This is a genomic window from Stenotrophomonas sp. Steno-C18, assembly GCF_056393195.1.
Window position 1 is genome coordinate 83489 of the sequence record NZ_JBWJOX010000006.1, and the last position, 24878, is coordinate 108366.

Below are 24878 nucleotides of genomic sequence, written 5' to 3' on the forward strand. Positions count from 1 at the left end.
GTTCCGACAATAGCCGACCTTTCCGGGGCACCGGAGAGATTCACCGCCGGGGTATAGCGCAGTCTGGTAGCGCGCCTGCTTTGGGAGCAGGATGTCGGGGGTTCGAATCCCTCTACCCCGACCATCCGATGCACTCAAGGCGCACCGGAGTGCGACGATCCGGTCTTGAGCGCCCGTAGCTCAACTGGATAGAGCACCGGCCTTCTAAGCCGGCGGTTACAGGTTCGATTCCTGTCGGGCGCGCCAATCGGCGCAAGCGGTAGGCAAAATTGTTGTTTCAGTGGTGGCTGTAGCTCAGTTGGTTAGAGTACCGGATTGTGATTCCGGTGGTCGGGGGTTCGAATCCCCTCAGCCACCCCACTGAATGAAGAAGCACCGAAGTGAAATTCGGGGTTTCAAAAAAAAGAAGGATGCGTTAAGATTCGCCTCCTGATTTTCAGGGCTGTTAGCTCAGTTGGTAGAGCAGTTGACTCTTAATCAATAGGTCCAAGGTTCGAATCCTTGACAGCCCACCATTTTGAAATGGCCACCGGAGTGATCCGGTGGCTTTTTCTTTAAGTGTAAGCCCGGTGTTTTCGGGCTGGTGCGGAAAACACCGCTGGTGTACAATTCGTGCCGAAGTTTCAGGGCTGTTAGCTCAGTTGGTAGAGCAGTTGACTCTTAATCAATAGGTCCAAGGTTCGAATCCTTGACAGCCCACCAAATTGAAGCCATCGGAGCAATCCGGTGGCTTTTTTCTTGCCGGTTGCCGCGTTCGTCCCGGCTTCCGCTTTCGGGGTTGGCCTGCAACAATGGCGCCCCTGAACCGGCCTTGCGAAAGTGGCGGAATTGGTAGACGCCCTGGATTTAGGTTCCAGTGCCGCAAGGCGTGGGGGTTCGAGTCCCCCCTTTCGCACCATTGCCCGGTTCACCGCGCCCGCCGCCGGGCGCGCTTCCTGCCGCCCTGAATGGCCCCCCACTGCTGGCGGTGCCGGCCGTTATCGGCCAAACTAGAGGGCTGCGGCGGAAATCCGCCGCCTGGGATCGTTTCAACCACCACATCGTGCCGGGGGCCGTCGCCACCGGTGGCAGGAGTCAACATGCAAGCTTCGATCGAATCCACCGGCAACCTGGAACGCCGCCTGAGCTTCTCGCTGCCGGCCGAACGTCTGCAGACCCACATCAACGGGCGTCTGGGCGAAATCGCGCGTACCGCGCGTATCAAGGGCTTCCGCCCGGGCAAGGTGCCGGCCAAGGTGATCGAGCAGCGCTTCGGGCCGCAGGTGCGCGCCGAGGCGATGGACGGCCTGCTGCGTGAAACCTTCGACGCCGCCCTGCGCGAGCACGAGCTGCGCATCGCCGGCAACCCGCGCATCGACAAGGCCGGCGAAGGCGAGTTCGACTTCGTGGCCACCGTCGAGCTGATCCCGGATTTCGGTGACGTCGACGTGACCAAGCTGACCGTGGTCCGCCACACCGCCGAGATCAGCGACGCCGACATCGACCAGATGATCGAGAACCTGCGCCAGCAGCGCCGCACCTGGAAGCCGGTCGCCCGTGGCGCCCAGGAAGGTGACCTGGTCGGCCTGGAAACCTGGTCGCAGGCCGGTGACGAGCGCCTGCCGGCCGAAGGCACCGAGAAGGGCACCATCATCATCGGCCAGGGCATGATGTTCGACCAGATCGAGAAGGGCCTGGTCGGCCTGGCCAAGGGCGAGGAAAAGGTCCTGGACGTCGAGTTCCCGGCTGACTGGCGCGTGCCGGCGCTGGCCGGCAAGTCGGTCAAGGTCACGGTCAAGGCCGTGGAAGTGTCCGAGCAGGACGTGCCGGAAGTGGACGCCACCTTCATCAAGAGCTTCGGCGTGAAGAACGGCGACCTGGAGCAGTTCCGCAAGGACATCCGCTCCAACCTGGAGCGCGAGCTCAAGGGGGCGCTGATGAACCGTCTGCGCCGCGAAGTCGGCGAGCAGCTGATCGCCGCCTATTCCTCGGTCGAGCTGCCGCCGCGCCTGGTCGAGGGTGAAGCCCGCTCGATGCTGGCCCAGCAGATCGATGCCATCCGCCGCCAGGGCGGCAACCCGGGCGATGTCCCGGCCGATGCCCATGAAGGCTTCAAGGATGCGGCTGGCAAGCGCGTGCTGGTCGGCCTGCTGGTCGGCGAGGTGGCCCGCAAGAACGAGCTGCGCCTGGACCCGAAGCGCCTGAACGAAACCATGCGCCTGATCGCCTCGACCTACGAAGAGCCGGAACAGGTCATTGAGATGTACCGTAATGATCCCCAGCTTATGGCTGGCCTGCAGAACCGCGTGATGGAAGAGCAGGTCATCGACTGGATCGCCGAGCGTGCCCAGCACACCGAGCAGGCGCTGTCGTTCCAGGAAGCCATCCGCCAGTAAACCGGCGGGCGTTCCGTCCCCGCGCTCCGGCGCGGGGGTTACTTCTCAAGAATAGGTGCCTCACGAAATGGACAACCGAGCCAAAGCCCTGAACATGGTTCCGATGGTGGTCGAGCAGACCAGCCGTGGCGAGCGCGCCTATGACATCTATTCGCGCCTGCTCAAGGAGCGCCTGATTTTCCTGGTCGGCCCTATCGACGACCACATGGCGAACCTGGTGGTGGCGCAGCTGCTGTTCCTGGAAGCGGAAAACCCGGAAAAGGACATCAGCATCTACATCAATTCGCCCGGTGGCGTGGTCACCGCCGGCATGGCGATCTACGACACCATGCAGTACATCAAGCCGGACGTGAGCACCATCTGCGTCGGCCAGGCCGCCTCGATGGGCGCGCTGCTGCTGGCGGCCGGTGCGGCTGGCAAGCGTTATGCGCTGCCGAACTCGCGGGTGATGATCCACCAGCCGCTGGGCGGCTTCCAGGGCCAAGCCACGGACATCGACATCCATGCCCGTGAAATCCTGACCCTGCGTTCGCGCCTGAACGAGGTGCTGGCCAAGCACACCGGCCAGTCGCTGGAGACCATCGCGCGCGACACCGAGCGCGACAACTTCAAGAGCGCGGCCGACTCGGTGGCCTATGGTCTGGTCGACCAGGTGCTGGAGCGTCGTCCGGACGAGTCGATCCAGGCCGGGTAACGGTGCAAGTGGCCGAAAATACGGCATTTTTTGCAGGGTCGGAACTGGACTGGCGTCCATCCGGCCCTGTGCTATTCTCGAAATCGAACCCCCTGTTCAGAGGGGGAAGCAACTGGGTAAGCGAAGCATGAGCGAAGACCGGCAAGGTCGTTCCGGGGACAGCAGCGGCAAGATTCTGTACTGCTCGTTCTGCGGCAAGAGTCAGCACGAGGTACGCAAGCTGATCGCGGGCCCGAGCGTGTTCATCTGCGATGAATGCGTGGAGCTGTGCAACGACATCATCCGCGAGGAGCTTGAGGAAAAGGCGCAGTCGGCACGCAGCTCGCTGCCCAAGCCGCGCGAGATCCTCGAAGTGCTCGACCAGTACGTCATTGGCCAGAACCGTGCCAAGCGCACGCTGGCGGTGGCCGTGTACAACCATTACAAGCGCATCGAGAGCCGTCAGAAGAGCGACGACGTCGAGCTGTCCAAGTCCAACATCCTGCTGGTCGGCCCGACCGGTTCGGGCAAGACGCTGCTGGCCGAAACGCTGGCGCGCCTGCTCAACGTGCCGTTCACCATGGCTGATGCCACCACGCTGACCGAAGCCGGCTACGTGGGCGAGGACGTGGAAAACATCATCCAGAAGCTGCTGCAGAAGTGCGACTACGACGTCGAGAAGGCGCAGCAGGGCATCGTCTACATCGATGAAATCGACAAGATCTCGCGCAAGAGCGAGAACCCGTCGATCACCCGCGACGTGTCCGGCGAAGGCGTGCAGCAGGCGCTGCTGAAGCTGATCGAAGGCACCGTGGCCAGCGTCCCGCCGCAGGGTGGCCGCAAGCACCCGCAGCAGGAATTCCTGCAGGTGGACACCAAGAACATCCTGTTCATCTGCGGCGGCGCGTTCGCCGGGCTGGACAAGGTGATCCAGCAGCGTTCCTCGGAAACCAGCAGCATCGGCTTCGGTGCCAAGGTCAAGAGCGCCGAGCGCAAGCAGGAAGTGGGCAAGGTGCTGGCCGAAGTCGAACCGGAAGACCTGATCAAGTTCGGCCTGATCCCGGAGTTCGTCGGCCGCCTGCCGGTCGTGGCAACCCTGGAGGAACTGGACGAGCCGGCCCTGATCAAGATCCTGACCGAGCCCAAGAACGCCATCACCAAGCAGTTCAAGAAGCTGTTCGAGATGGAGAACGTGGAGCTGGAGTTCCGACCGGACGCGTTGTCGGCCATCGCCAAGAAGGCGCTCAAGCGCAAGACCGGTGCCCGTGGCCTGCGTACCATCGTCGAGTCGGTCCTGCTGGACACCATGTACGACCTGCCGTCGCAGGAAAACGTCAGCAAGGTGGTGGTGGACGAGTCGGTCATCGAGAACAAGTCCGAACCGTACATCATCTACCAGACCCCGCCGGCGCCGGCCAAGGCCGCGTCCGGCGACTGAGCCAGTCTCAGAGGGGGCTGAACCGGGATTCTGTGGTTCAGCTGCGGGATTTTCCGCCTCTTGCAACCCCCAGCCGATGGCCCCATAACGGGGCCATCGGCTTTTTTATTCAGCCTTCCCCGAATTCAGTGGAGCCCGCCATGGCGCAGTCCCAACTCGAAGTCCTCGACCTGCCGGTCCTGCCGCTACGCGACGTGGTGGTGTTCCCGCACATGGTCATTCCGCTGTTCGTCGGACGCGACAAGTCCATGCAGGCGCTGGAACGCGCCATGGAGGCGGACAAGCGCATCCTGCTGCTGGCCCAGAAGTCGGCCGAGACCGACGACCCGGCGGCGGCGGACCTGTACACCGTCGGCACGCTGGCCCAGGTGCTGCAGTTGCTGAAGCTGCCCGACGGCACCATCAAGGTGCTGGTCGAGGGCCTGTCGCGCGTGAGCGTGGACAAGGTCTACGAGCAGGACGGCGCGCTGCAGGGCCACGGCGTGGAACTGGAGTCGGACGAGTCGCGCGAGCCGCGCGAGATCGAGGCGATCGCCCGCTCGCTGATGTCGCTGTTCGAGCAGTACGTCAAGACCAACCGCAAGCTGCCGCCGGAGCTGCTGCAGACGCTGGCCGGCATCGAGGAGCCGGCGCGCCTGGCCGACACGATCGCCGCCCACATCGGCGTGCGCCTGGCCGACAAGCAGAAGCTGCTGGAAACGCTGCAGGTCGGTGACCGGCTGGAAATGCTGGTCGGCCTGGTCGATGGCGAGATCGACGTGCAGCAGCTGGAGAAGCGCATCCGCGGCCGCGTGAAGTCGCAGATGGAGAAGAGCCAGCGCGAGTACTACCTCAACGAGCAGATGAAGGCCATCCAGAAGGAACTGGGTGACCTGGACGACGCGCCGGGCGAGCTGGACGAGCTGGCCCGCAAGATCGCCGAGGCCGGCATGCCCAAGGCCGTCGAGGCCAAGGCGAAGAACGAGCTCAACAAGCTCAAGCAGATGTCGCCGATGTCGGCCGAAGCGGCCGTCGTGCGCAACTACCTGGAATGGCTGCTGGGCGTGCCGTGGAAGAAGCGCACCAAGGTGCGCAAGGACCTGAAGGTCGCCCAGGACACGCTCGACGCCGACCATTACGGCCTGGACAAGGTCAAGGACCGCATCCTTGAATACCTTGCCGTGCAGTCGCGCGTGAAGCAGATGAAGGGGCCGATCCTGTGCCTGGTCGGGCCGCCGGGCGTGGGCAAGACCTCGCTGGGCCAGTCCATCGCCAAGGCCACCAACCGCAAGTTCGTGCGCATGTCGCTGGGCGGCGTGCGCGACGAGGCCGAGATCCGCGGCCACCGTCGTACCTACGTCGGTTCGATGCCGGGCCGCATCGTCCAGAACCTCAACAAGGTCGGCAGCAAGAACCCGCTGTTCGTGCTCGACGAGATCGACAAGATGTCGATGGATTTCCGTGGCGACCCGTCCTCGGCGTTGCTGGAAGTGCTCGACCCCGAGCAGAACAACGCCTTCAACGACCACTACCTGGAAGTGGACTTGGACCTGAGCGAAGTGATGTTCGTGGCGACCTCGAACTCGCTCAACATCCCGGGCCCGCTGCTGGACCGCATGGAGGTCATCCGCATCCCCGGCTACACCGAGGATGAGAAGCTCAACATCGCCACCCGTTACTTGGTGCCCAAGCAGCTCAAGGCCAACGGCCTGAAGACCGAGGAACTGTCGGTCGAGGAGGACGCCATCCGCGACATCGTGCGTTATTACACGCGCGAATCCGGCGTGCGCAACCTCGAGCGTGAGATCGCCAAGATTTGCCGCAAGGTGGTCAAGGAGATCGCGCTGGCGGGCCCGCAGGTGGAGAAAAAGGCCAAGAAGGGCGCCAAGAAGGCCAAGGCGCTGGTCGTGGTCGACGGCAAGAACCTGGACAAGTACCTGGGCGTGCGTCGCTTCGACTTCGGCCGCGCCGAGGAAGCCAACGAGATCGGCCTGGTCACCGGCCTGGCCTGGACGGAGGTCGGCGGCGACCTGCTGCAGATCGAGTCCACCCTGATCCCGGGCAAGGGCGCGGTGACGCTGACCGGCCAGCTCGGCAACGTGATGAAGGAATCGGCGACCGCGGCGCTGTCGGTGGTGCGTGCGCGTGCTCGGGCGCTGGGCATCGACGTGGACTTCCTGCAGAAGCACGACGTGCACCTGCACGTGCCCGACGGTGCCACCCCGAAGGACGGCCCGAGCGCCGGCATCGCGATGGTCACCTCGCTGGTGTCGACCCTGACCAAGGTGCCGGTCAAGGCCGAGGTGGCGATGACCGGCGAGATCACCCTGCGCGGGCGCGTCACCGCCATCGGTGGCCTGAAGGAAAAGCTGCTGGCCGCGCTGCGCGGTGGCGTGCGCACGGTGATCATCCCCGATGAGAACCGCAAGGACCTGGCGGACATCCCGGCCAACGTCACCCGCGATCTGAAGATCGTCCCGGTGAAGTGGATCGACGAGGTGCTGGACATCGCGTTGGAGTCGCCGCTGGCGCCGAAGAAGACGCGTAAAACTGCGCAGCGTGTCACTGTCCGTGGCAAGTCCAAGGCAGCTCCGAGTGCGCGCGTCAAGCATTGAAATGTGAACGCAAAACCCCCCGAAACCCGCGCCGTTATTGGCTTTTCAGCTTGCGTGGGTAGGGGGGCGCTGGTATAAAAGTGCCACTCGCGCACACGCTGTTCTGCGATGTGGTGTGAATGCAGGATCTCCGGTCGTTGCCTTGCCATAGCGGCAGCGACCCACCCAACTATTCCGCGGATTTGCCGCAAAGGGAGTTTTACAGAATGAACAAGACCGAATTGATTGATGGCGTTGCCGCTGCTGCTGACCTGTCCAAGGCCGAGGCTGGCCGTGCAGTTGACGCTGTCATCGCCGAGATCACCAAGGCCCTGAAGAAGGGCGATGCCGTGACTCTGGTGGGCTTCGGTACGTTCCAGGTTCGCGAGCGCGCCGAGCGCACCGGCCGCAATCCGAAGACCGGCGAAGAGATCAAGATCGCCGCTGCAAAAAATCCTGCCTTCAAGGCTGGTAAAGCCCTGAAGGACGCTGTAAACTAAGCGGCTCACCGGGGGTGCTTAGCTCAGTGGTAGAGCGTCTCCCTTACAAGGAGAGGGTCGGGGGTTCGAAACCCTCAGCACCCACCAATAAGCACCAACGAAAAGTTTGAAAGTGGAGCGGTAGTTCAGCTGGTTAGAATGCTGGCCTGTCACGCCGGAGGTCGCGGGTTCGAGTCCCGTCCGCTCCGCCACTTCATACCGGCCCCTGAGCGATCGGGGGCCTTGTTTTCTCGAAACCACTTTGGTTGAAGGAAAACTAAAAAAAGTTAATGCGGAGCGGTAGTTCAGCTGGTTAGAATGCTGGCCTGTCACGCCGGAGGTCGCGGGTTCGAGTCCCGTCCGCTCCGCCATTAATCAAGTCGCTCCCCGGAGCGCGCATCGTCGGGTTTCCGGCGGTGGACGAGTCAAAACGTGGAGCGGTAGTTCAGCTGGTTAGAATGCTGGCCTGTCACGCCGGAGGTCGCGGGTTCGAGTCCCGTCCGCTCCGCCAGTTGTCTCAAAAGCCCTCGGCGCAAGCCGGGGGCTTTTTCTTTGGCCGCCCGCCTGCGGAGGGCTTGTTTGGGAGTCAAGGGGGAAGCGGGTTACACTGCCCGGCTCGCCAATAGGCCCTGATTTTTCCCATGCTGCAGAAACTTCGCGACAAGACCTCAGGCTGGATCGTTACCGTGATCATGGGCCTGCTGATGATCCCGTTCCTGTTCGTGATCGACAACAGCTACCTCGGTGGCGTCGGCGCACAGAACGTGGCCAAGGTATCGGCACCGCCGTCGTGGTGGCGCTCGGCGCCGTCGTGGTGGCCGATGTCGTTCCTGTGGAACCACCACGAGATCAGCGTCGAGGACTTCCGGACGCGTTTCGAACAGGCGCGCATGCAGGCGCGCGAAATGCAGGGCGACAACTTCGACCCGCGTGAGTTCGAGACCACCGAAAGCAAGCGCGCCGTGCTCGACCAGCTGATCGACGAGCAGGTGGTGCGCCTGGCCGCCGAAGATGCGCATATCGTCGTCGGTGACGCCGCAGTGCGCGATTACATCAACAGCATCGACGCGTTCAAGCGCGACGGCAAGTTCGATGGCGACCAGTACCGACTGACCCTGGCGCAAGGCAACCCGCCGCGCACGCCGGCCATGTTCGAACAGCTGGTGCGTACCAGCTTGCAGCAGTCGATCATTCCCAATGCGTTGGCGCAGTCGGGGTTCACCACCAAGGGCGAAAGCGAGCGCCTGTTGAAGTTGCTGGGTGAAACCCGTGACACCGAGTTCGCGCTGCTGCCGGCCCCGGAGGCCGACACCGCCGCGGTCAGCGATGCCGAGATCAAGCAGTGGTACGACACCCATCCCAAGCAGTTCCTGCAGCCGGAGACGGTGTCGCTGGAATACGTGGAGCTCAACGCGGCGGCGATGCCGCCAGCTGCTGCTGCGGACGAGGCGACGCTGCGCAAGCGCTATGAGGACGAGAAGGCACGTTTCGTGTCGGCGGACCAGCGTTTGGCTTCGCACATCCTGATCAGCGCCGGCAGCGACGAGGCGTCGCAGAAGGCCGCCGAGGCCAAGGCCACCCAGCTGGCCGCCGAGGCCAAGCAGCCGGGGGCCGATTTCGCCGCACTGGCCAAGGCCAATTCGCAGGATCCCGGTTCCAAGGACACCGGTGGTGACCTGGGTTGGGTCGAGAAGGGCGTGATGGTCAAGCCGTTCGAAGATGCGCTGTTCGCGATGAAGGCGGGCGACGTGGTCGGGCCGGTGAAGACCGAGTTCGGCTACCACGTGCTGAAGCTGCGCGAGATCAAGGGTGGCGAAGGCCGTCCGTTCGAGGAAGTACGTGACCAGTTGGCGGCCGAGCAGCTGCAGGCCGACACCGAGCGTGCGTTCAACGACCTGAGCGGTCGCCTGGTGGACCTGGTCTACAAGAATCCGACCGCGCTGGAGTCGGCGGCCAAGGAAGTGGGGCTGCCGGTGCAGACCCTTGCGCCGTTCAGCCGTGCCACCGCCAGCGGCATCGCCACCAACCCGGCGGTGCTGAAGGCGGCGTTCTCCGATGCGTTGGTCGAGGATGGCACTGTCAGCGATCCGATCGAACTGGCACCGAACCACAGCGTGATGATCCGCGTTACCGCGCATACGCCGGAGCAGGCCATTCCGCTGGACAAGGCGCGTGACCAGGTGATCGCTGCGGTGCGCGAGCACCGCGTCGAGGAGGCTTCGAACAAGGCCGCCGATGCACTGCTGGCCAAGTTGAACGGCGGGCAGACCCTGCAGGCACTGGCCGAGGCGGAGAAGCTGCAGCTGATGCCGATCCCCGGCCTGCCGCGCAACGCGCCGATGCCCAGCGCTGTCGCCAACCGTGCCGTGTTCAGCGCTGCGCCGCCGACTGCCGACAAGCCCAGCTACGGCAAGGTCGCGCTCGAGGATGGTCGCTATGCGTTGTTCGCGGTGACCAAGGTGACCCCGGGCAACCCCGCTGAAGTGCCGGAACAGCAGCAGGCCATGCTCAAGCAGCAGCTCAGCCAGATTGATGGTGCCGCTGCGGCCAAGGCCTACGTCGATGGCATGCGCAAGCGCTTCAAGGTGCAGGTGCAGGAATCGCAGCTCTGATTCCCTGAAGGGATGAAGACGAAAAAGCCCGGCCAATGGCCGGGCTTTTTTGTGGGGCCTGCACGCCTGTCGCAGGAGCGGCTTCAGCGGCGAAGCCGCCGCGACTACCGAGGCGGGTAAACATATTGCCGTGTCCGCAAGGCGCTGCTTTCGATCAGGGATGATCCGCTTGCGCCCGAGGGCGCTCCGCCGGACAAAAGAACGCCCGGCGTTGCCGGGCGTTCTGCAATCGGAGGGGCGCAGCTTATCGCGCTTCTTCGTAACGCAGCACCATGCCGGGCTTGAGGACGGCGCGCGCATCGAGGTTGTTGAACGACAACAAGGCCTTGACCGGGATCCCGTAGCGACGGGCGATCGACCAGGCCGATTCGCCATTGCGGACCGTGTGGCGGCGTGCGCTGCTGCTGGCCGAAGCAACCGCGCGCGGAGCGGCCGGCGCGTTGCGTGCTGGTGTTGCGGCGGGCGCAGGTTCGGCGGCGGCGAGCACCGGGACGTCCACGGCGCCGCCTGCCAGGGCCGGCGCGAGTACGGCGGTGCCGGAGCGGGCGGCGGTCAGGGCCGGGTTGAGGCGGGCGATGCGGGCCGGGTCCAGCGCGTTCTGCGCCGACCAGGCCGCCAGCGAGGTGTTGGCTGGCAGGGTGTGCCCCTTGAGGATCGGAACCGGCCGATCCAGGGCGGCCATCAGGTCGGGTTCGCCTTCGGCCTGCTCCAGCACGCAGGCCAGCGCATGCAGCTTCTCGACGTAGGAATAGGTGATCGGGGACAGGCCGGGCAGGGCGCTGGCGTCGGCATTCTGTGCGTTCATGCCGCCGCGGCGTAGGGCCTGCAGGATGCGGTACTCACCGGCGTTGTAGGCCATCACCGCAAGCTCCCAGTCCCCGGCGAACATGCCGTGCAGGGTTTTCAGGTAGCGGACCGCGGCACGGGTGGAGTCCACCGCCGAGAGGCGACCATCGTAGCCGCCTTCCATCGGCACGCGGTGGTTGCGCGCGGTGGTGGCGATGAACTGCCACAGGCCGGCCGGACCGCTGCTGTTGCGGGCGCCCGGGCGGTAACCGCTCTCGACGAACGGGATCAGGGCGAACTCGGTGGGCAGGCCGGCGCTGCGCAGTTCATCGACCACGTAGCCGAACAGCGGCAGGGCGTCGTCGTCGATGTTGCCCAGCCGGCTCGGCGCATGCGCGAACTGCTTGCGCCAGCGCGGGCTGGTGGCTTCGGCATCGCATTGCGGTGCGGCCAGGCCTTCGCGGAAGTTGCTGAAGATCTCGCGGCCGTTGCGGGTGGTGGCAGGCGGCAGGGAGTCCGGGTCCAGCGGCAGGGCCGCGGCGGTGGCCAGGTTCTGGCTCAGGCCGGCGGGGAGCGACTGGGCGCTGGCGGCGGCGCTGGCGCCGAGCAACAGCCCGAGCACCAGGGAGAGGCTGCCCCGCTTCACGCGCGGAAACCGTCTTTCCAGCGCCGCAATCCGGCGAATACGTCCACCTCGTCGGCCGGGAACTGGCCCAGGTGGGCGGCGACGGCGTCACGGATGACGGCTTCGCCCGTGCGCAGGAAGGGATTGCATTGCAGTTCGTTGGCCAGTACGGCGGGAACGGTGGGACGGGAACGGCTGCGCATGTCCAAGGCTTCCTGTTGGCGGCGTTGCAATGCCGCGTTGGTGGGATCGACATGCCGCGCGAACACGGCATTGGCCAGCGTGTACTCATGCCCGCAGCAGACCCATGTCTGCGGGGGCAGGGCGGCCAGGCGCTTGAGCGAGGCCAGCATCTGGGCGGGCGTACCTTCGAACATGCGCCCACAGCCCAGGCTGAACAGCATGTCGCCACAGAACAGGTGGTTGTGGCCGAAGTACGCGATGTGGCTTCGGGTGTGGCCGGGTACCGCCATCACCGAGAGGTCGAAGCCGGACAATTGTACCCGGTCGCCATCGGCCACCTGTTCATGTTCCAGGCCGATGCGTTCATCCACGGGGCCGAACACCCTCAGGCGCGGCCACTGCCTGCGCAGTTCGGCCACCCCGCCGATGTGGTCGTCGTGGTGATGGGTGAGCAGGACGGCGGCAGGCTGCATGCCCTGGGCGGCAGCCTCCAGCACCGGCCCGGCCTCGCCCGGGTCGATGAAAACGGCGCGATCGTCGGGCGTTTGCAGCGCCCAGATGTAGTTGTCCTGGAATGCAGGCAGGGCGGTCAGTCGCATAGAATTGGAAAATGCCTGCCGCCCCGTCCCCCCGTCAAGCTGCAGTCTCGCCCTGGTTTGAGATGGCCGGGGCGCAGGCGATGCGGGATTGGGAGCACCGGCACCTGCTCCAGCGCCTGCAGGGCGTGCCTTCACAGCCTTGGCTGTGGCTGTCCCCCAATGCGGCATGGCGGCCCGAAAACGGTCCGGCGGGACGTGGATTGCGCCTGCACCGGGTGGGCAACGGCGGGCACTGGTTTGGCGACCTGCATTGTGGACTACCGCTGCCATTGCCGGCCGAAGGCCTCAACGCGATCGTGATCCAGCACGCGGCCTCGGAGGACCTGGACCGCTTGCTGGCCGAGTGCGCGCGGGTGCTGATGCCCGGCGGACGCCTGTGGATGACGCTGCTCAACCGCTACAGCCCGTACCGGGCACATTGGCAGTGGCAGGGCGCGCGGCCGGCCTCGATGGCGCGCAGCCGCGTGCTGCTGAAACGGCATGGCATCCGTTGCCAGACCGTGCAGTATTACGGGCCGCTGTGGAGCCAGGCCGCCGATGCCCCGGGCAGCGGGCTGCCGGCCTTGCGCGCCTTGTGCGTGCTGGAGGCGGAGAAGCGCACCGAGGCGCTGATCGGGCCGATCAAGGCCAGCCGTGCAGGCTGGTCGCGGCCGGTCGTGACCTGAACAACTTACGGAACTACATGAAGTCAATCGAAATACATACCGACGGCGCCTGCCTCGGCAACCCGGGGCCGGGCGGTTGGGCGGCCCTGCTGCGCTACAAGGCGCACGAGCGCGAACTGAGCGGCGGCGAAGCGCACACCACCAACAACCGGATGGAGCTGATGGCGGCCATCGCCGGGCTGGAGGCACTCAGCGAGCCGTGCAACATCATGCTGCAGACCGACTCGCAGTACGTGCGCCAGGGCATCACCGAGTGGATGCCGGGCTGGGTGCGGCGCAACTGGAAGACCGCCGGCGGCGACCCGGTGAAGAACCGCGACCTGTGGGAGCGCCTGCACACCGCCACCCAGCGGCACCAGATCGAATGGCGCTGGGTGAAGGGCCACAATGGCGACCCTGACAACGAACGCGTGGACCAGTTGGCCCGCGATGCAGCAATCCGCGTGCGCGATGGCGCCGCAAGCAACTGAGGTAGGCCATGCGCCAGATCATCCTTGATACCGAAACCACCGGCCTGGAATGGAAGAAAGGCAACCGCGTGGTCGAAATCGGCTGCGTGGAGCTGCTGGAGCGCCGTCCCAGCGGCAACAACTTCCACCGTTACATGAAGCCGGACTGCGACTTCGAGGCCGGTGCGGCCGAAGTGACCGGCCTGAGCCTGGACTTCCTGGCCGACAAGCCGCGCTTCGACGAAATCGTCGATGAGTTCCTGGCCTACGTGGACGGCGCCGAGCTGATCATCCACAACGCCTCGTTCGACATGGGCTTCCTGGAGAACGAGATGGTGCTGGCCGGCAAGGGCCGGCTGAGCGAGCGGGTGACGGTGACCGACACCCTGGCGATGGCGCGCGAACGCTTCCCGGGCCAGCGCAATTCACTCGATGCGCTGTGCAAGCGCCTGGGCGTGGACAACTCGCACCGCCAACTGCACGGCGGCCTGCTCGATGCCCAGATCCTGGCCGACGTCTACATCGCGCTGACCTCCGGCCAGGAAGAGATCGGCTTCGGCCAGCCCGAGGCGGAGAAAGCCAGTGCCGCCGGCACGATGCAGGCCTTCGACGCTTCGGTGCTGTTGCCGCGGCCACAGGTGGTGGCCACGGCGTCTGAGCTGGAGGCGCATGAGGCGCGCCTGGCCAAGCTCCGCAAGAAGGCTGGTCACGCCTGGTGGGATGGCGAACGCGCGCCGGAACCCGAACCGGCCTGAGGCCGGGAGCCGCTGCCTCAGTGGCAGCGGACGAGGATGGCCGTGATGTTGTCCGAGCCGCCGCCATCCAGCGCGGCGGCGACCAGCATGTCCACGCATTCCTGCGCGCTGCAGTCGGCGTGGCCGAGGGTTTCGGCCAGGCTGCGGTCGTCCACTTCCTCGGTCAGGCCGTCACTGCACAGCAGCAGTTGCATGCCAGGGCGCAGCTCGCCGGTCATGGTGGCGACGTTGAGGTGGGCCGGATCGGTGACGCCGAGCGCCTGGGTGACGACATTGCGGTGTGGATGGGCGCGGGCCTGCTCGGCGGTGAGCGTGCCCTGGGCAATCAGCTCCTGCACGTAGCTGTGGTCCTGGCTGAGCTGGCCCAGCTTGCCGTCGCGCCACAGGTAGGCGCGGCTGTCGCCGACCCAGGCCACCTCGAAGCGGTTGCCCTGCACGCGCGCGGCCACGACGGTGGTGCCCATCGGCAGGCTGTCGTTGCGACGGCGCGAGGTGCGGATGATCTCCTCGTCGGCGATGCGGATGGCCTGGGCCAACGCGGTGCCGTTGCGGACTTCGCGCACGATGGTCTCGCGCGCCAGTGCGCTGGCGACCTCGCCACAGGCATGCCCGCCCATGCCATCGGCGACCAGCCAGAGGCCCAGCTCGCCGTCACCGTAATAGGTGTCTTCATTGAGCTGGCGGCGCAGGCCGACGTGGCTGAGGTGTCCGAATTCGATCATGGGTGCCCGGAAGGGCGCGGCGTATGGAGAATCCGCATCATCGCGTTCATGGACGTGTACGGCAAGCGGCGGCAGGGGGCCAGCCAGCTGCGGGAAAGGTTGCCGGACGTGGCGTTGATCGGTTTGATGATGAAAAAGCGCTTGTCGGCTTGGCCGAAGCCCCTTATCATTCGCAGCCCGGCTCGCCGGGACCATCTGGAGAGGTGGCAGAGCGGTTGAATGTACCTGACTCGAAATCAGGCAGGCGTTTATAGCGCCTCGGGGGTTCGAATCCCCCCCTCTCCGCCAGATACATGAAAAAAGCCGCCTCCGGGCGGCTTTTTTCATGGGACATCGTTCGGGTCGTATCCGCCCGGGGCTGGAACATGCGAGAGGGATCGCGGGGGGATGAGAAGCCCCGCCGGGGTTCGACCGCCGGCGTCAGCCGGTGGGACGGCGAAGCCGCCCGAAGGGTGAGGCGCGCAGCGTCGAATCAATCCCCCCCTCTCCGCCAGATACATGAAAAAAGCCGCCTCCGGGCGGCTTTTTTCATGGGGCACCGTTCGGGTCGTATCCGCCCGGGGCTGGAACATGCGAGATGGAATGCGGGGGGATGAGAAGCCCCGCCGGCGTCTGCCGGTGGGACGGCGACGCCGCCCGAAGGGTGGGGCGCGCAGCGTCGAATCAATCCCCTATCCGCTAGGTAGAAGAAGGCCGCCCGAAGGCGGCCTTCCTCATCGCGCGGTGGTACCTGGCCGCGCCGCCAACGTCCGCTCAGGCGTTGGCCGCATGCAACCCGGTGGCATTCCACGCGGGGCCGTGCCGGTCAGTGCCCGCCTTGGGCGGCCAGCTTGTCCAGGTCGATGCCCTGCTTCTTGAGGATGCCGACGGTGCGCAGCGCGTAGAACGCCAGGTAGCAGAAACACAGCACGCCGACGACAAAGCTGTAATGGATGCCGATGCGGTCGGCCAGCGCGCCCTGCGCGAAGCTGACCACGCCGCCGCCCATGATCATCATGATCAGCAGGCTGCTGCCCTCGTTGGTGTTGCGGCCCAGGCCGGTGATGGCCAGGGTGAACACGCAGGGCCACATCGTGCTGCAGAACAGGCCTACGCTGATGAAGGCGATCACGCTGGTCATGCCGGTGGTGAACATGCCCACCAGCAGCGCGGCGATGCCGCACAGCGCGAAGTACAACAGCATGCGCGCCGGGTTGCCCTTGCTGGCCAGGGTGGCCAGGATCATCAGCACGATCACGCCAGCGTAGCCGTAGAACTGCGAGATCTCATGCCGGGCGATGGCATTGACCGCCAGGAACAGGCCGAAGGCGATGTACGGCAACAGCAGGGTCAGCCAGCGCTTGACGTTGTTGCCGACGTCGAACGCGCCGGCCGCGCCGCTCCAGCGGCCGATCATCAGGCTGGCCCAGTACAGCGACACGAACGGGGCGATAACCGACACGTCCAGCCCGAGTCCGCCCTGGTCGACCGGCAATTCCAGGTAGGCCGGCAGGTTGGCGATGGTGGACACCTCGACGCCGACGTACAGGAAGATCGCGATCATCCCCAGCACCAGCTGCGGGTAGGAGAATGCCGAGCGCTTGTGGATGAGCTTGTCGCTGTCCTGGGCCTCGTCGGCCGCCAGCGCATCCAGGTCGATGTGGTTGGGCAGCGGCGAGAACTTCAGCAGCAGCGCCACCAGCACGAACACGCCACCGAGCACGAGGTAGGGCGTCTTGACGCTTTCGATGCTGGCTTCGGTGTTGCCCGAGGCCACGCTGCCGAAGATGGCGAAGCTCACCAGCAATGGCCCGATGGTGGTGCCGAAGTTGTTGATGCCACCGGCCAGGGTCAGCCGCTGCGCGCCGGTGGCCGGGTCGCCCATCACCACCGCCAGCGGGTTGGCGGCGATCTGCTGCAGCGAGAAGCCCAGGCCGACGATGAACAGGCCCGACAGCATCAGGCCGAACGAACCGAGGTTGGCGGCCGGGTAGAACAGCAGGGTGCCGACGGCCGAGATCAACAGGCCCAGGCTGATGCCGTTCTTGTAACCGATGCGGTTGAGCACGTCGGCGCCGATCAGCTTGGAGGTGAAGAAGTAGAACAGCGAGCCCACCGTATAGGCGACGTAGAAGGCCAGCGCCACGTACTGGCTTTGTGCCTGGGTCAGGTGGAAGGCGTTCTTGAAGACCGGGATCAGGATGTCGTTGCTGGCAGCGACGAAGCCCCAGAAGAAGAACACCGTGATGAGGACGGCAAACTGGGACCAGCGGGTTTTTTGGCTCATGGAGTAGTCATCGCGGCAGAGGAGGGCAGGTGTCCCGGTGCCGCGCGGCTTCCCCTGCGGGAGTTGCCGGCGCGGCCCGTCACACATGCAGGGGTGCAGCGGGCATTGCGTGCCCGGTGCCGTGGGGCGATGCAAGGCCAGCTGCATGATCTGGACTCGACCCACGCGGCGGGTGTCGGAAGCGACGGTGGCGGCCGTCAGGCCATTGGCCGACCTCCCCCGGTTCCCCGATTTCCCCGCGTGCAGTCATGGCATTGCCCGTCCGAGCCAGCCGGCGACGGTTGTACAGAGCGTTTGTCGGCACTGTCAACGAAGACTTTCAGCCGTTACCAAGTTCGCTGCCGCGTGGCCGGAATGGCGTGTGGACAGCGGCCCGCGTCGCCGCAATGCAGCATCGCCCGGCGATGTGCCGCAATACGTGGATACGGACCGCAGGACGCATGCCGGGATGCCACGGGGATCTGCCGCCCGTGCAGGAAAAAGGGCGGCAAATGCCTCTGGTACGCCGGGCGGCGGTCGGGCCGAGGGGTAGGGAGGGGCGCTGCGATGCCATGCGCGGCTACACTGTGCGCCACGTTTCGCAGGTGTGCCCCATGTCTGAAATCCTGGTCCCCGTTTCCTTTGGCGAGCTGCTCGACAAGATCTCGATCCTGGAGATCAAGTCCGAGCGGATGAGCGATGCGGCCAAGCTGGCCAATGTGCGCAATGAACTGGCGGCGCTGGACCGCACCTGGGCGGCCCACCCGGCCGCGGCGCAGGACATCGCCGCGCTGCGCAGCGAGCTCAAGGCGGTCAACGAGCGCTTGTGGGACATCGAGGACGACATCCGCCTGAAGGAGAAGGCGCAGTCCTTCGACGACGGCTTCGTGCAGCTGGCGCGCAGCGTCTACTTCCAGAACGACGAGCGCGCCCGGATCAAGAAGGCGATCAACCTGGCGCTGGGCTCCAGCTACGTGGAAGAGAAGTCCTACCAGGACTACCGCGCCGGCTGAGCCGGAGCAAGCCGCGCCAATTGAAAAGGCCGCCCTGGGGGCGGCCTTTTCGTTGCGCGGATCAGTGGTCGTGGTCGCTGCGGTAACGCTCGAAGGCAGCGATGGCGTCCTCGACGGTGATCAGTGACATCACCTCGTCGAACTCGATCTTGGTGCCCCATTTCAGCGCGCTGGCCGGCTTGTGCAGGTAGCGGCGGGCGGCGTCGTCGTAACGGTCCACGCAGTAGCGGCGGTCCGAATAGGGGCCGCTGCGCGCCGGATTGCTGGCCGCATGCAGGCCCAGCACCTTGGTGCCGACCGCATTGGCGATATGCATCGGCCCCGAGTCCGGGGTGACCAGCAGGTTGGCGCGGGCGAGCAGGGCGGGCAGCTGCTTGAGCGTGTCCTTGCCGACCAGGTCCAGGGCCGGGTGCTGCATCGCAGCGAGGATGGCGTCGGTGGTGTCGCGCTCCAGGTCGCTGCGGCCGCCACACAGCACCACCCGCCAACCTTGGGCAGCGGCGTGGTCGGCCAGCGCGGCGTAGCGTTCGGCGTACCAGTTGCGGCGCTGGTGGCTGGAGCAGGGCGAGATCATCAGCACCTGGCGGCCATCGTCCTGCCATTGCGCGGCGGCCCACGCATGGGCGTCGGCCGGCGTGGCCAGGTCCCAGCGGACCTCGGTCTGCTTCAGGCCCAGCGGCTCGCAGAAGCTGCCGATCGCATCGAGCACATGGATGCCGGGGCGGTCGGGGATGCGCTCGTTGATGAAAAGCCCGTGCAGATCCTTCGAGCGCGATCTGTCGTAGCCGATGCGGCGCCGGGCCGGGATGAAGGCCGACAGCACGTTGGCACGCAGCGCCACCTGCATCTGCAGCAGGGCCTCGAAGCGCCCCTCCGGCAATTCGCGACGCAGCGCACGCATTCCAGCCAGGCCGGTGTTCTTGTCGTAGACGTGGAAATGCACGCCCGGCAGCCCGTCGAGCAACTTGTGGCCGGCCTTGTCGATCACCCAGTGCAGTGGCGTGCCCGGCAGGCCCTGCTGCAGGGTGCGTACCAGCGGCACCACATGGGTCACGTCTCCCAGCGCCGAGAGGCGCAAGAGGCACAGCGGGGAGGACGTTGCAGGCATGGTGTTGTTAGACTCGCTAAGAATGGTCGCATTCGACGCCACTGAAGCTCTGACGCCGTGCCGCGAAGGTCGTGGATACGGTGCCATTCTGTTCGACCGCCAACGCCTGCGGCAAGCCGAGCCGACGCTGTTTTCCCCTGCCCACTGGGGCGACAAGGCGCGGCCGGTGGGCGAGGGCGGGCGTGGCGGCGCGTGGTTCGTGGATGCGCCGTTCGGGCATTGCGTGCTGCGCAACTACCTGCGCGGTGGGGTGGCGGCCAAGTTCAGCCGTGACCGTTACCTGTGGCAGGGCCCGGACCGCACCCGCAGCTTCGCCGAATTCCGGCTGATGCGGAAGCTCATCGCGCACAAGCTGCCGGTGCCGCAGCCGCTGGCCGCGTTCTACATGCGCGATGGCGTGCGTTACCGGGCGGCGATCCTGATGGAGCGCCTGGAGGACGTGCGTTCGCTGGCCGACCGCGCGCAGGTGGCCGGGCGTGGCGCCCCCTGGGAAGAAGCCGGGCGGCTGATCGCCCGCTTCCACCGGGCCGGGCTGGACCATGCCGACCTGAATGCCCACAACATCCTGTTCGACGCCAATGGCCGTGGCTGGTTGATCGATTTCGACCGGGGCGTGCTGCGCATCCCGGCCACGCGCTGGCGCGAGCGCAACCTCAAGCGCCTGCTGCGTTCGTTGCTCAAGCTGCGCGGCGAGCGCAGCCGCGAGGATGTCGAGAAGGACTATGCACGGCTGCGCCGTGCCTACGATCTGGCCTGGAACCGGGGCGTGTGAGATGAGTTGGGCAGTACGTTTCCTGGGCGTCGGCAATGCCTCGGCGGTGGAACTGGGCTCGCCGATGGCGGTGATCGAGCGCGACGGCCAGCCATGGCTGACCATCGACTGCGGTGGCGAGGGGTTGACCGCCTACCGCGCGCACTACGGCGCGCTGCCGGAGGCGCTGTTCATCACCCATGTCCACCTGGACCATGTGGCCGGCTTCGAGCGGCTGTTCGTGGACGCCTTCTTCAACCGGCAGCGGCGCGGCAAGGTGCGTGTGTACGTGCCGGCCACGGTGGTGCCGCTGCTGCACAAGCGCATCGGTGACTACCCGAACGTGCTGGCCGAAGGCGGTGCCAATTTCTGGGATGCGTTCCAGCTGATCGTGGTCGGGGATGCGTTCTGGCACCAGGGCGTGCGGCTGGACGTATTCCCGGTGCGCCACCACTGGCCGGAGACCGCCTACGGCCTGCGCCTGCCCGGCACGCTGGTCTGGAGTGGCGACACCCGGCCAATCCCGGAGATGCTGGCCCGGTATGCCGGCGACAACGAATTGATCGCCCACGACTGCGGGCTGCATGGCAACCCATCGCACACCGGCGTGGACGACCTGGAGCGGGAGTACGACGCGGCCACGCAGGCGCGCATGGTGCTCTACCACTACGCCAGCGCCGCCGATGGCCAGGCGCTGCGCGCACGCGGGCATCGGGTGGCGGAGCCGGGTGAGTGCATTGCACTGGCCGATTGCAGCGGTCCGCAGGTCGATCCTGCGACCTTGCCCTGAGCATGCACGGCCTGTCCGCCTCTGCGGCGTTGGCCACCGAGCTGGAAATGCGGGAGCGGGCGTTGCATACCGCCGAGGTGCGGGCTGACCGGCAACGGCTGGAAGCCCTGCTGGACGAAGACTTCAGCGAGGTCGGCCAGTCCGGCCGCTGCTACACGCGCACGCAGATGTTGCGGCACCTGCCCGCTGAAGGCGCGCAGGTGGATATCGAGGCGAAGGACTTCGGGGTGGCACTGCTGGCACCGGATCTTGCCCAGGTGCGTTACCGCAGCCGTTATCGCCAGGCCGGGCAGGCAGACGCGTGGGCCGAGCGCAGCTCGCTGTGGCGGCGGCACGGTTCGCGCTGGCGGCTGTGCTTTCACCAGGCCACGCCCGCGCGCTGAGCGCGGCAACCCCGCAAAAAGGCGGTGGCCCCGCCGGCTGACCTCGGCGCCCGCGTCGATCGATACCGTTGCTGCCTTCCGGCCCTGGCGGGATTTTCGACCTAGCGTCGCGAGGGGCCGACGGGGCCACCATAGAGACGGTTTGGCCGCGCAATGCGCGGCCATTCGCAATCCAGAAAGTGTTGGGGCGATGGGATCATCAGCCGCCGCAGCTCACGGACCGGACACAAACTGGAGCAGGTCCTGTCGTGCGCGGCGATTGTAGCCCATGCCGGGGCTGCGCGGCCAGATCCGTGTGTAAACCCCGTGTAACCCGTGACCTCGCGTTGACGGCCATAGCCGGCCGGCTTGGCTAGAATGCGCCCCACAACGGAGGACGACCTCCCCCATCGCGGGAACCCATCCAGGACGGCCTGGCCCCTTCAAGGAGCCCTGTCATGGCTTGGATCTATCTGTTGGTCGCGGGTGTGCTGGAAATCGTCTGGGCATTGGCGATGAAGCAATCCCATGGTTTCACCCGGCTGGTCCCCAGCGTCATCACCCTCGTCGGCATGATCGCCAGCTTCTGGTTGCTGGCCGCGGCCATGCGCACCCTGCCGCTGGGCACGGCGTACACCATCTGGACCGGTATCGGCGCAGTCGGTGCATTCGTCATCGGCATCACCTTCCTGGGCGAGCAGGTCAGCGCGATGCGTATCGGCGCGGCGGTGTTGATCGTCAGCGGCCTGGTGCTGATGAAGTTGTCCAGCAGCTGAGGCGGCTCAGCGCTCGTCCAGCAGCAGGACCATGTCCACCGCGTCCAGGCCGGGGCCGTGGCCATTGGCCACGCGGCCGGTCACGCGGAAGCCCAGCCCGGCGTAGAACGCCTCGGTGTGCTGGCTGGTGCTCAGGACCACCTGCCGCACCTGCGGGTGCTGGCGTGCCTGTTGCAGGCGCGCCAGCGCCAACTGCCGGCCCAGCCCTTGCCGCTGCCGTTGGCGCGCGACCATGCCCCAGCAGAAGCCCGCCGTGCCGTCCGGGCTGAGGGTCAGGCCACCGCAGGCCACGACCCGGCCCGCGGCTTCAATCACCAGATAGCCGTGTTCACCTGCCAGCGCGTCCAGGAAGCGCGCGAAGTCTGCACGCTCGCCGGGGGCGAAGTAGTCGGGCGTATTGCCGTCGAACAATGCCAGGCAGGCCGCAGCGTCGGCCGCGCGGTAAGCGCGCACGTCGTGGACAGGCGCGCGGGTGGTGGCGGTGCCGGGTGGGTTCATCGAATCACCGGGCCGGACTGGGAATAGGGCGCGGTGGCCGCCGCCGAAGGCCACTGCGTGTTCGGCTCGGCCTGCATGCGGAACTGCAGTTCGCCGCCGGCCAGGATCTCTTCATGGGTCAGGAATACGCGGTCCAAGGGCTTGCCGTTGAGGGTGACGCCGCCCACATAGGTGTGCGCGTCATCCAGCCCATCGGCAACGATGCGGAACTGCTTGCCGTTGGGCAGGTTCAGCGTGGCGCGCGGCAGGAACGGGCGGCCGAGGATGTACTGGTTGCTGCCCGGCGTGACCGGGTAGAAGCCCAGCGCGGTGAACACGTACCAGGCCGACATCTGGCCCAGGTCGTCATTGCCGGCCAGGCCATCGGGGCGCGCGGCGTACTGGCTGTCCATGATCTGCTTCAGGCGTGCCTGGCTGCGCCACGGCTGGCCGGCGTAGGCGTACAGGTAGGCGACGTGGTGGCTGGGTTCGTTGCCGTGCGCGTACCAGCCGATCAGGCCGGTGATGTCCTCCATGTGCGCGAAGATCGCCGGGTCCACCTTGGCCTCGAACACCGCGTCCAGCCGTTGCAGCAGGCGCTCGCTGCCGCCGTGCGCGGCGGCCAGCCCGGCCACGTCCTGCGGCACGTACCACGAGTACTGCCAGGCATTGCCTTCGGTGTAATCGCTGCCGTAGCCGCTGGCACTCGGGTCGAACGGCTCGCGGAAGCTGCCGTCGCGCTGGCGTGCACGCATGAAGCCGGTGGCCGGGTCGAAGGCGTGCTTCCAGTTGGTCGCGCGCCGGCTGAACTCGCCGGCCACCGCGTCCCTGCCCATCGCCTGCGCCACCTGCGCGATGCTCCAGTCGTCATAGGCGTACTCAAGCGTCTTGCTGGCCGCTTCGCCTTCCTCGTCGATCGGCACGTAGCCCAGTTCGCGGTACTGCGCGATGCCGTCGTACGGGCCGTAGTTGGCGCTGGCGACCATGGCCTGCAGGGCTTCATCGGTGTCGTAGCCGCGGATGCCCTTCATGTAGGCATCGGCGATCACCGGCACCGCGTGGTAGCCGATCATGCACCACGTCTCCAGGCCGTGGAACGACCACACCGGCAGCACGCCGTACGGGCTCTCGCGGCGCGAGGCGAGCAGTGAGTTGACGAAGTCGTTGGTGCGTTGCGGTGGCTGCAGCAACGTCGTCAGCGGATGCAGGGCACGGTAGGTGTCCCACAGCGAGAAGGTCGAGTAGTTCGTCCAACCCTTTGCCTGGTGCACCGCATTGTCCGGCCCGCGGTAGCGGCCATCACTGTCCATGAACAGGGTGGGGCCGAGCAGGGTGTGGTACAGAGCGGTGTAGAAGCGGGTGCGCTGCGCGGCGTCGCCCTGGGCATCGACCGCGCCCAACGCGGTGCTCCATTGCTGCCTGGCTGCCGCGCGCATGCCATCGAAGTCCCAGCCCGGTGCTTCGGCGTCGAGGTTGGCGATGGCATTGTCCTCGCTGACCGGCGAGATCGACACCTTGACCAGCAGCGGCGTGCCGGCGCGCGGCGTTATGTCGAAGGCGGCGACCAGTTGCCGGCCTTCGATCTGCGCGCGCTGCGCCGGGTTCTTTTCGGCCGGTGGCGGGAAGCCCTTGTAGGCCACGTCCTGCTCGGTGTCATGCAGCTGATGGCCGGCAAGCGGCTGCGAAAAACGCAGCGCGAAGTACAGCTGCCGGCCCGGCGCCCAGCCGCGGGTTTCGCGGAAGCCGGTGACCGTGCCATCGGGGCGCACGCGGATGCGCGACCACAGGATCTTGCCCGGGTAGTCGTACATGCTGGTGCGCAGGTCCAGCAGCACGTGCGCAGGCTGGCCGGCCGGGAAGCTGTAGCGGTGCATGCCCACGCGCGCGCTGGCGGTGAGTTCGGCGCGCACCTTGTAGTCGTCCAGTGTCACGGCGTAATAACCCGGCTGCGCGGTCTCGCTGGCGTGGTTGAAGCGCGAGGTATAGCCGCTGCCCGGCTGGTCGGGGTTGCCGCGTTCAAGCGTGAGCGCGCCGGTGGTCGGCATCAGCAGCAGGTCGCCCAGGTCGGAATGGCCGGTACCCGAGAAATGCGTATGCGAGAAGCCGACGATGGTGCTGTCGTCGTAACGGTAGCCTGCGGCCCAGCCGTAGCCGTCCTTGCGCGACTGGATGCGGGTATCCGGCGAGAGCTGGACCATGCCGTAAGGCACCGTGGCGCCCGGGTAGGTGTGGCCTTCGCCACCGGTGCCGATGAACGGGTCGACGGCGGCGTAGGCCGATTGGCCGGCATCGGGGGCTGCGGCGCGTGACAGCGAAGGCGCAGCGGTGAATGCGCCCGCAAGGGTTGCCAGTGCCAACAGGGTTCCGCCGAGCTTCTTCATCTTGCACCTATTTGGATCGGTCCAAAAAACGAAACTAGCAC

At 66.2% G+C, this 24878-nt stretch carries 22 protein-coding genes, 11 tRNA genes and 2 other RNA genes; 27 read left to right on the forward strand and 8 right to left on the reverse strand.

Annotation, left to right across the window (positions count from 1 at the left end; translation table 11 throughout):
* The first annotated feature begins 47 nt into the window (after positions 1–47).
* From AC06FE_RS13285 to AC06FE_RS13360, 16 genes are all read left to right on the forward strand, one after another.
* Positions 48–124, forward strand: a tRNA-Pro gene (locus tag AC06FE_RS13285).
* A gap of 45 nt (positions 125–169) precedes the next feature.
* Positions 170–246, forward strand: a tRNA-Arg gene (locus tag AC06FE_RS13290).
* Between the two features lie 37 nt (positions 247–283).
* Positions 284–360, forward strand: a tRNA-His gene (locus tag AC06FE_RS13295).
* A gap of 79 nt (positions 361–439) precedes the next feature.
* Positions 440–515 (forward strand) — tRNA-Lys (locus tag AC06FE_RS13300).
* A gap of 111 nt (positions 516–626) precedes the next feature.
* Positions 627–702 (forward strand) — tRNA-Lys (locus AC06FE_RS13305).
* 111 nt (positions 703–813) lie between these two features.
* A tRNA-Leu gene (locus tag AC06FE_RS13310) sits at positions 814–898 on the forward strand.
* 181 nt (positions 899–1079) lie between these two features.
* Positions 1080–2375, forward strand: a complete 1296-nt coding sequence (tig, locus tag AC06FE_RS13315) for a trigger factor (protein WP_478073286.1) — start codon at positions 1080–1082, stop codon at positions 2373–2375.
* 67 nt (positions 2376–2442) lie between these two features.
* Positions 2443–3069 carry an ATP-dependent Clp endopeptidase proteolytic subunit ClpP gene (clpP, locus tag AC06FE_RS13320; protein ID WP_132862571.1) on the forward strand — a complete coding sequence of 209 codons (627 nt, stop codon included), beginning with the start codon at positions 2443–2445 and terminating at the stop codon, positions 3067–3069.
* Positions 3070–3196: 127 nt separating this feature from the next.
* The gene (gene clpX, locus AC06FE_RS13325; RefSeq protein ID WP_132862572.1) at positions 3197–4486 is read left to right on the forward strand and encodes an ATP-dependent Clp protease ATP-binding subunit ClpX; all 1290 of its coding nucleotides are present in this window, start codon (positions 3197–3199) and stop codon (positions 4484–4486) included.
* Between the two features lie 140 nt (positions 4487–4626).
* The gene (gene lon / locus AC06FE_RS13330; protein WP_478073287.1) at positions 4627–7080 is read left to right on the forward strand and encodes an endopeptidase La; all 2454 of its coding nucleotides are present in this window, start codon (positions 4627–4629) and stop codon (positions 7078–7080) included.
* 206 nt (positions 7081–7286) lie between these two features.
* Positions 7287–7559, forward strand: coding sequence for an HU family DNA-binding protein (locus AC06FE_RS13335; RefSeq protein WP_132862574.1), 273 nt, complete (start codon positions 7287–7289; stop codon positions 7557–7559).
* Positions 7560–7571: 12 nt separating this feature from the next.
* Positions 7572–7646 (forward strand) — tRNA-Val (locus tag AC06FE_RS13340).
* Positions 7647–7673: 27 nt separating this feature from the next.
* Positions 7674–7750: transfer RNA gene (locus AC06FE_RS13345), tRNA-Asp, on the forward strand.
* A gap of 82 nt (positions 7751–7832) precedes the next feature.
* Positions 7833–7909: transfer RNA gene (locus tag AC06FE_RS13350), tRNA-Asp, on the forward strand.
* A gap of 63 nt (positions 7910–7972) precedes the next feature.
* Positions 7973–8049 (forward strand) — tRNA-Asp (locus AC06FE_RS13355).
* Between the two features lie 130 nt (positions 8050–8179).
* Positions 8180–10150: a peptidyl-prolyl cis-trans isomerase gene (locus AC06FE_RS13360; protein ID WP_478073288.1), complete on the forward strand. Its 1971-nt coding sequence runs from the start codon at positions 8180–8182 to the stop codon at positions 10148–10150.
* A gap of 244 nt (positions 10151–10394) precedes the next feature.
* Here AC06FE_RS13360 and AC06FE_RS13365 read toward each other — a convergent pair whose 3' ends face one another.
* Entirely contained in the window at positions 10395–11582 is a 1188-nt protein-coding gene (locus AC06FE_RS13365) for a lytic transglycosylase domain-containing protein (protein ID WP_478073289.1), read from the reverse strand.
* The gene (gloB, locus tag AC06FE_RS13370) at positions 11579–12343 is read right to left on the reverse strand and encodes a hydroxyacylglutathione hydrolase (protein ID WP_313254039.1); all 765 of its coding nucleotides are present in this window, start codon (positions 12341–12343) and stop codon (positions 11579–11581) included. The genes AC06FE_RS13365 and gloB overlap by 4 nt, the downstream gene beginning before the upstream one ends.
* A 200-nt stretch (positions 12344–12543) precedes the next feature.
* On the opposite strand from gloB, the gene AC06FE_RS13375 reads away from it, so the two are divergent.
* Genes AC06FE_RS13375 through dnaQ form a run of 3 tightly spaced genes read left to right on the forward strand, consistent with a single transcriptional unit; the run spans position 12544 to position 14212 of the window.
* Positions 12544–13008 carry a class I SAM-dependent methyltransferase gene (locus AC06FE_RS13375; protein ID WP_313254036.1) on the forward strand — a complete coding sequence of 155 codons (465 nt, stop codon included), beginning with the start codon at positions 12544–12546 and terminating at the stop codon, positions 13006–13008.
* A gap of 17 nt (positions 13009–13025) precedes the next feature.
* A complete protein-coding gene (rnhA, locus tag AC06FE_RS13380) occupies positions 13026–13478 on the forward strand; it encodes a ribonuclease HI (RefSeq protein ID WP_132864874.1) in 453 nt (150 codons plus the stop codon).
* 8 nt (positions 13479–13486) lie between these two features.
* Positions 13487–14212 carry a DNA polymerase III subunit epsilon gene (gene dnaQ / locus AC06FE_RS13385; protein ID WP_313254034.1) on the forward strand — a complete coding sequence of 242 codons (726 nt, stop codon included), beginning with the start codon at positions 13487–13489 and terminating at the stop codon, positions 14210–14212.
* A gap of 17 nt (positions 14213–14229) precedes the next feature.
* Here the strand turns inward: dnaQ and AC06FE_RS13390 are convergent, their stop codons facing one another.
* Positions 14230–14934, reverse strand: coding sequence for a PP2C family protein-serine/threonine phosphatase (locus AC06FE_RS13390; protein WP_132864872.1), 705 nt, complete (start codon positions 14932–14934; stop codon positions 14230–14232).
* On the opposite strand from AC06FE_RS13390, the gene AC06FE_RS13395 reads away from it, so the two are divergent.
* The 3 genes from AC06FE_RS13395 (at position 14917) to AC06FE_RS13405 (ending at position 15427) form a co-directional block, all read left to right on the forward strand.
* On the forward strand, positions 14917–15153 hold the full coding sequence (locus AC06FE_RS13395; RefSeq protein WP_192286541.1) for a hypothetical protein: 237 nt from the start codon (positions 14917–14919) through the stop codon (positions 15151–15153). The two genes, AC06FE_RS13390 and AC06FE_RS13395, sit on opposite strands and share 18 nt — an antisense overlap.
* Positions 15132–15222: transfer RNA gene (locus tag AC06FE_RS13400), tRNA-Ser, on the forward strand. Before AC06FE_RS13395 ends, AC06FE_RS13400 begins: the two co-directional genes overlap by 22 nt.
* 78 nt (positions 15223–15300) lie before the next feature.
* Positions 15301–15427, forward strand: a non-coding RNA gene (locus AC06FE_RS13405) — RtT sRNA.
* 312 nt (positions 15428–15739) lie between these two features.
* Here the strand turns inward: AC06FE_RS13405 and AC06FE_RS13410 are convergent.
* Positions 15740–17200: an MFS transporter gene (locus AC06FE_RS13410; RefSeq protein WP_192286540.1), complete on the reverse strand. Its 1461-nt coding sequence runs from the start codon at positions 17198–17200 to the stop codon at positions 15740–15742.
* Positions 17201–17793: 593 nt separating this feature from the next.
* Here AC06FE_RS13410 and AC06FE_RS13415 point away from each other — a divergent pair.
* Positions 17794–18192 (forward strand): DUF6165 family protein, encoded by a 399-nt coding sequence (locus AC06FE_RS13415; RefSeq protein WP_478073290.1) that lies wholly within the window; start codon positions 17794–17796, stop codon positions 18190–18192.
* Positions 18193–18253: 61 nt separating this feature from the next.
* On the opposite strand, the gene AC06FE_RS13420 is transcribed toward AC06FE_RS13415, so the two are convergent.
* Positions 18254–19300, reverse strand: a complete 1047-nt coding sequence (locus tag AC06FE_RS13420; RefSeq protein ID WP_478073291.1) for a glycosyltransferase family 9 protein — start codon at positions 19298–19300, stop codon at positions 18254–18256.
* Positions 19301–19322: 22 nt separating this feature from the next.
* Between AC06FE_RS13420 and AC06FE_RS13425 the strand changes: the two genes are divergently transcribed.
* The 3 genes from AC06FE_RS13425 to AC06FE_RS13435 are packed head-to-tail and all read left to right on the forward strand — an operon-like array spanning position 19323 to position 21224.
* Positions 19323–20072: a 3-deoxy-D-manno-octulosonic acid kinase gene (locus AC06FE_RS13425; protein ID WP_132866158.1), complete on the forward strand. Its 750-nt coding sequence runs from the start codon at positions 19323–19325 to the stop codon at positions 20070–20072.
* Between the two features lies 1 nt (position 20073).
* Positions 20074–20841, forward strand: coding sequence for an MBL fold metallo-hydrolase (locus tag AC06FE_RS13430; protein WP_478073292.1), 768 nt, complete (start codon positions 20074–20076; stop codon positions 20839–20841).
* Positions 20838–21224, forward strand: a complete 387-nt coding sequence (locus AC06FE_RS13435; RefSeq protein ID WP_478073436.1) for a nuclear transport factor 2 family protein — start codon at positions 20838–20840, stop codon at positions 21222–21224. Before AC06FE_RS13430 ends, AC06FE_RS13435 begins: the two co-directional genes overlap by 4 nt.
* 27 nt (positions 21225–21251) lie before the next feature.
* On the opposite strand, the gene ffs is transcribed toward AC06FE_RS13435, so the two are convergent.
* Positions 21252–21348, reverse strand: an RNA gene (gene ffs / locus AC06FE_RS13440) — signal recognition particle sRNA small type.
* Positions 21349–21661: 313 nt separating this feature from the next.
* Here ffs and AC06FE_RS13445 point away from each other — a divergent pair.
* Positions 21662–21979, forward strand: a complete 318-nt coding sequence (locus AC06FE_RS13445) for a DMT family transporter (RefSeq protein WP_446541363.1) — start codon at positions 21662–21664, stop codon at positions 21977–21979.
* Between the two features lie 6 nt (positions 21980–21985).
* On the opposite strand, the gene AC06FE_RS13450 is transcribed toward AC06FE_RS13445, so the two are convergent.
* On the reverse strand, positions 21986–22477 hold the full coding sequence (locus AC06FE_RS13450) for a GNAT family N-acetyltransferase (RefSeq protein WP_313254021.1): 492 nt from the start codon (positions 22475–22477) through the stop codon (positions 21986–21988).
* Positions 22474–24837, reverse strand: a complete 2364-nt coding sequence (locus AC06FE_RS13455; protein ID WP_478073293.1) for a GH92 family glycosyl hydrolase — start codon at positions 24835–24837, stop codon at positions 22474–22476. Before AC06FE_RS13455 ends, AC06FE_RS13450 begins: the two co-directional genes overlap by 4 nt.
* Positions 24838–24878: the final 41 nt, after the last annotated feature.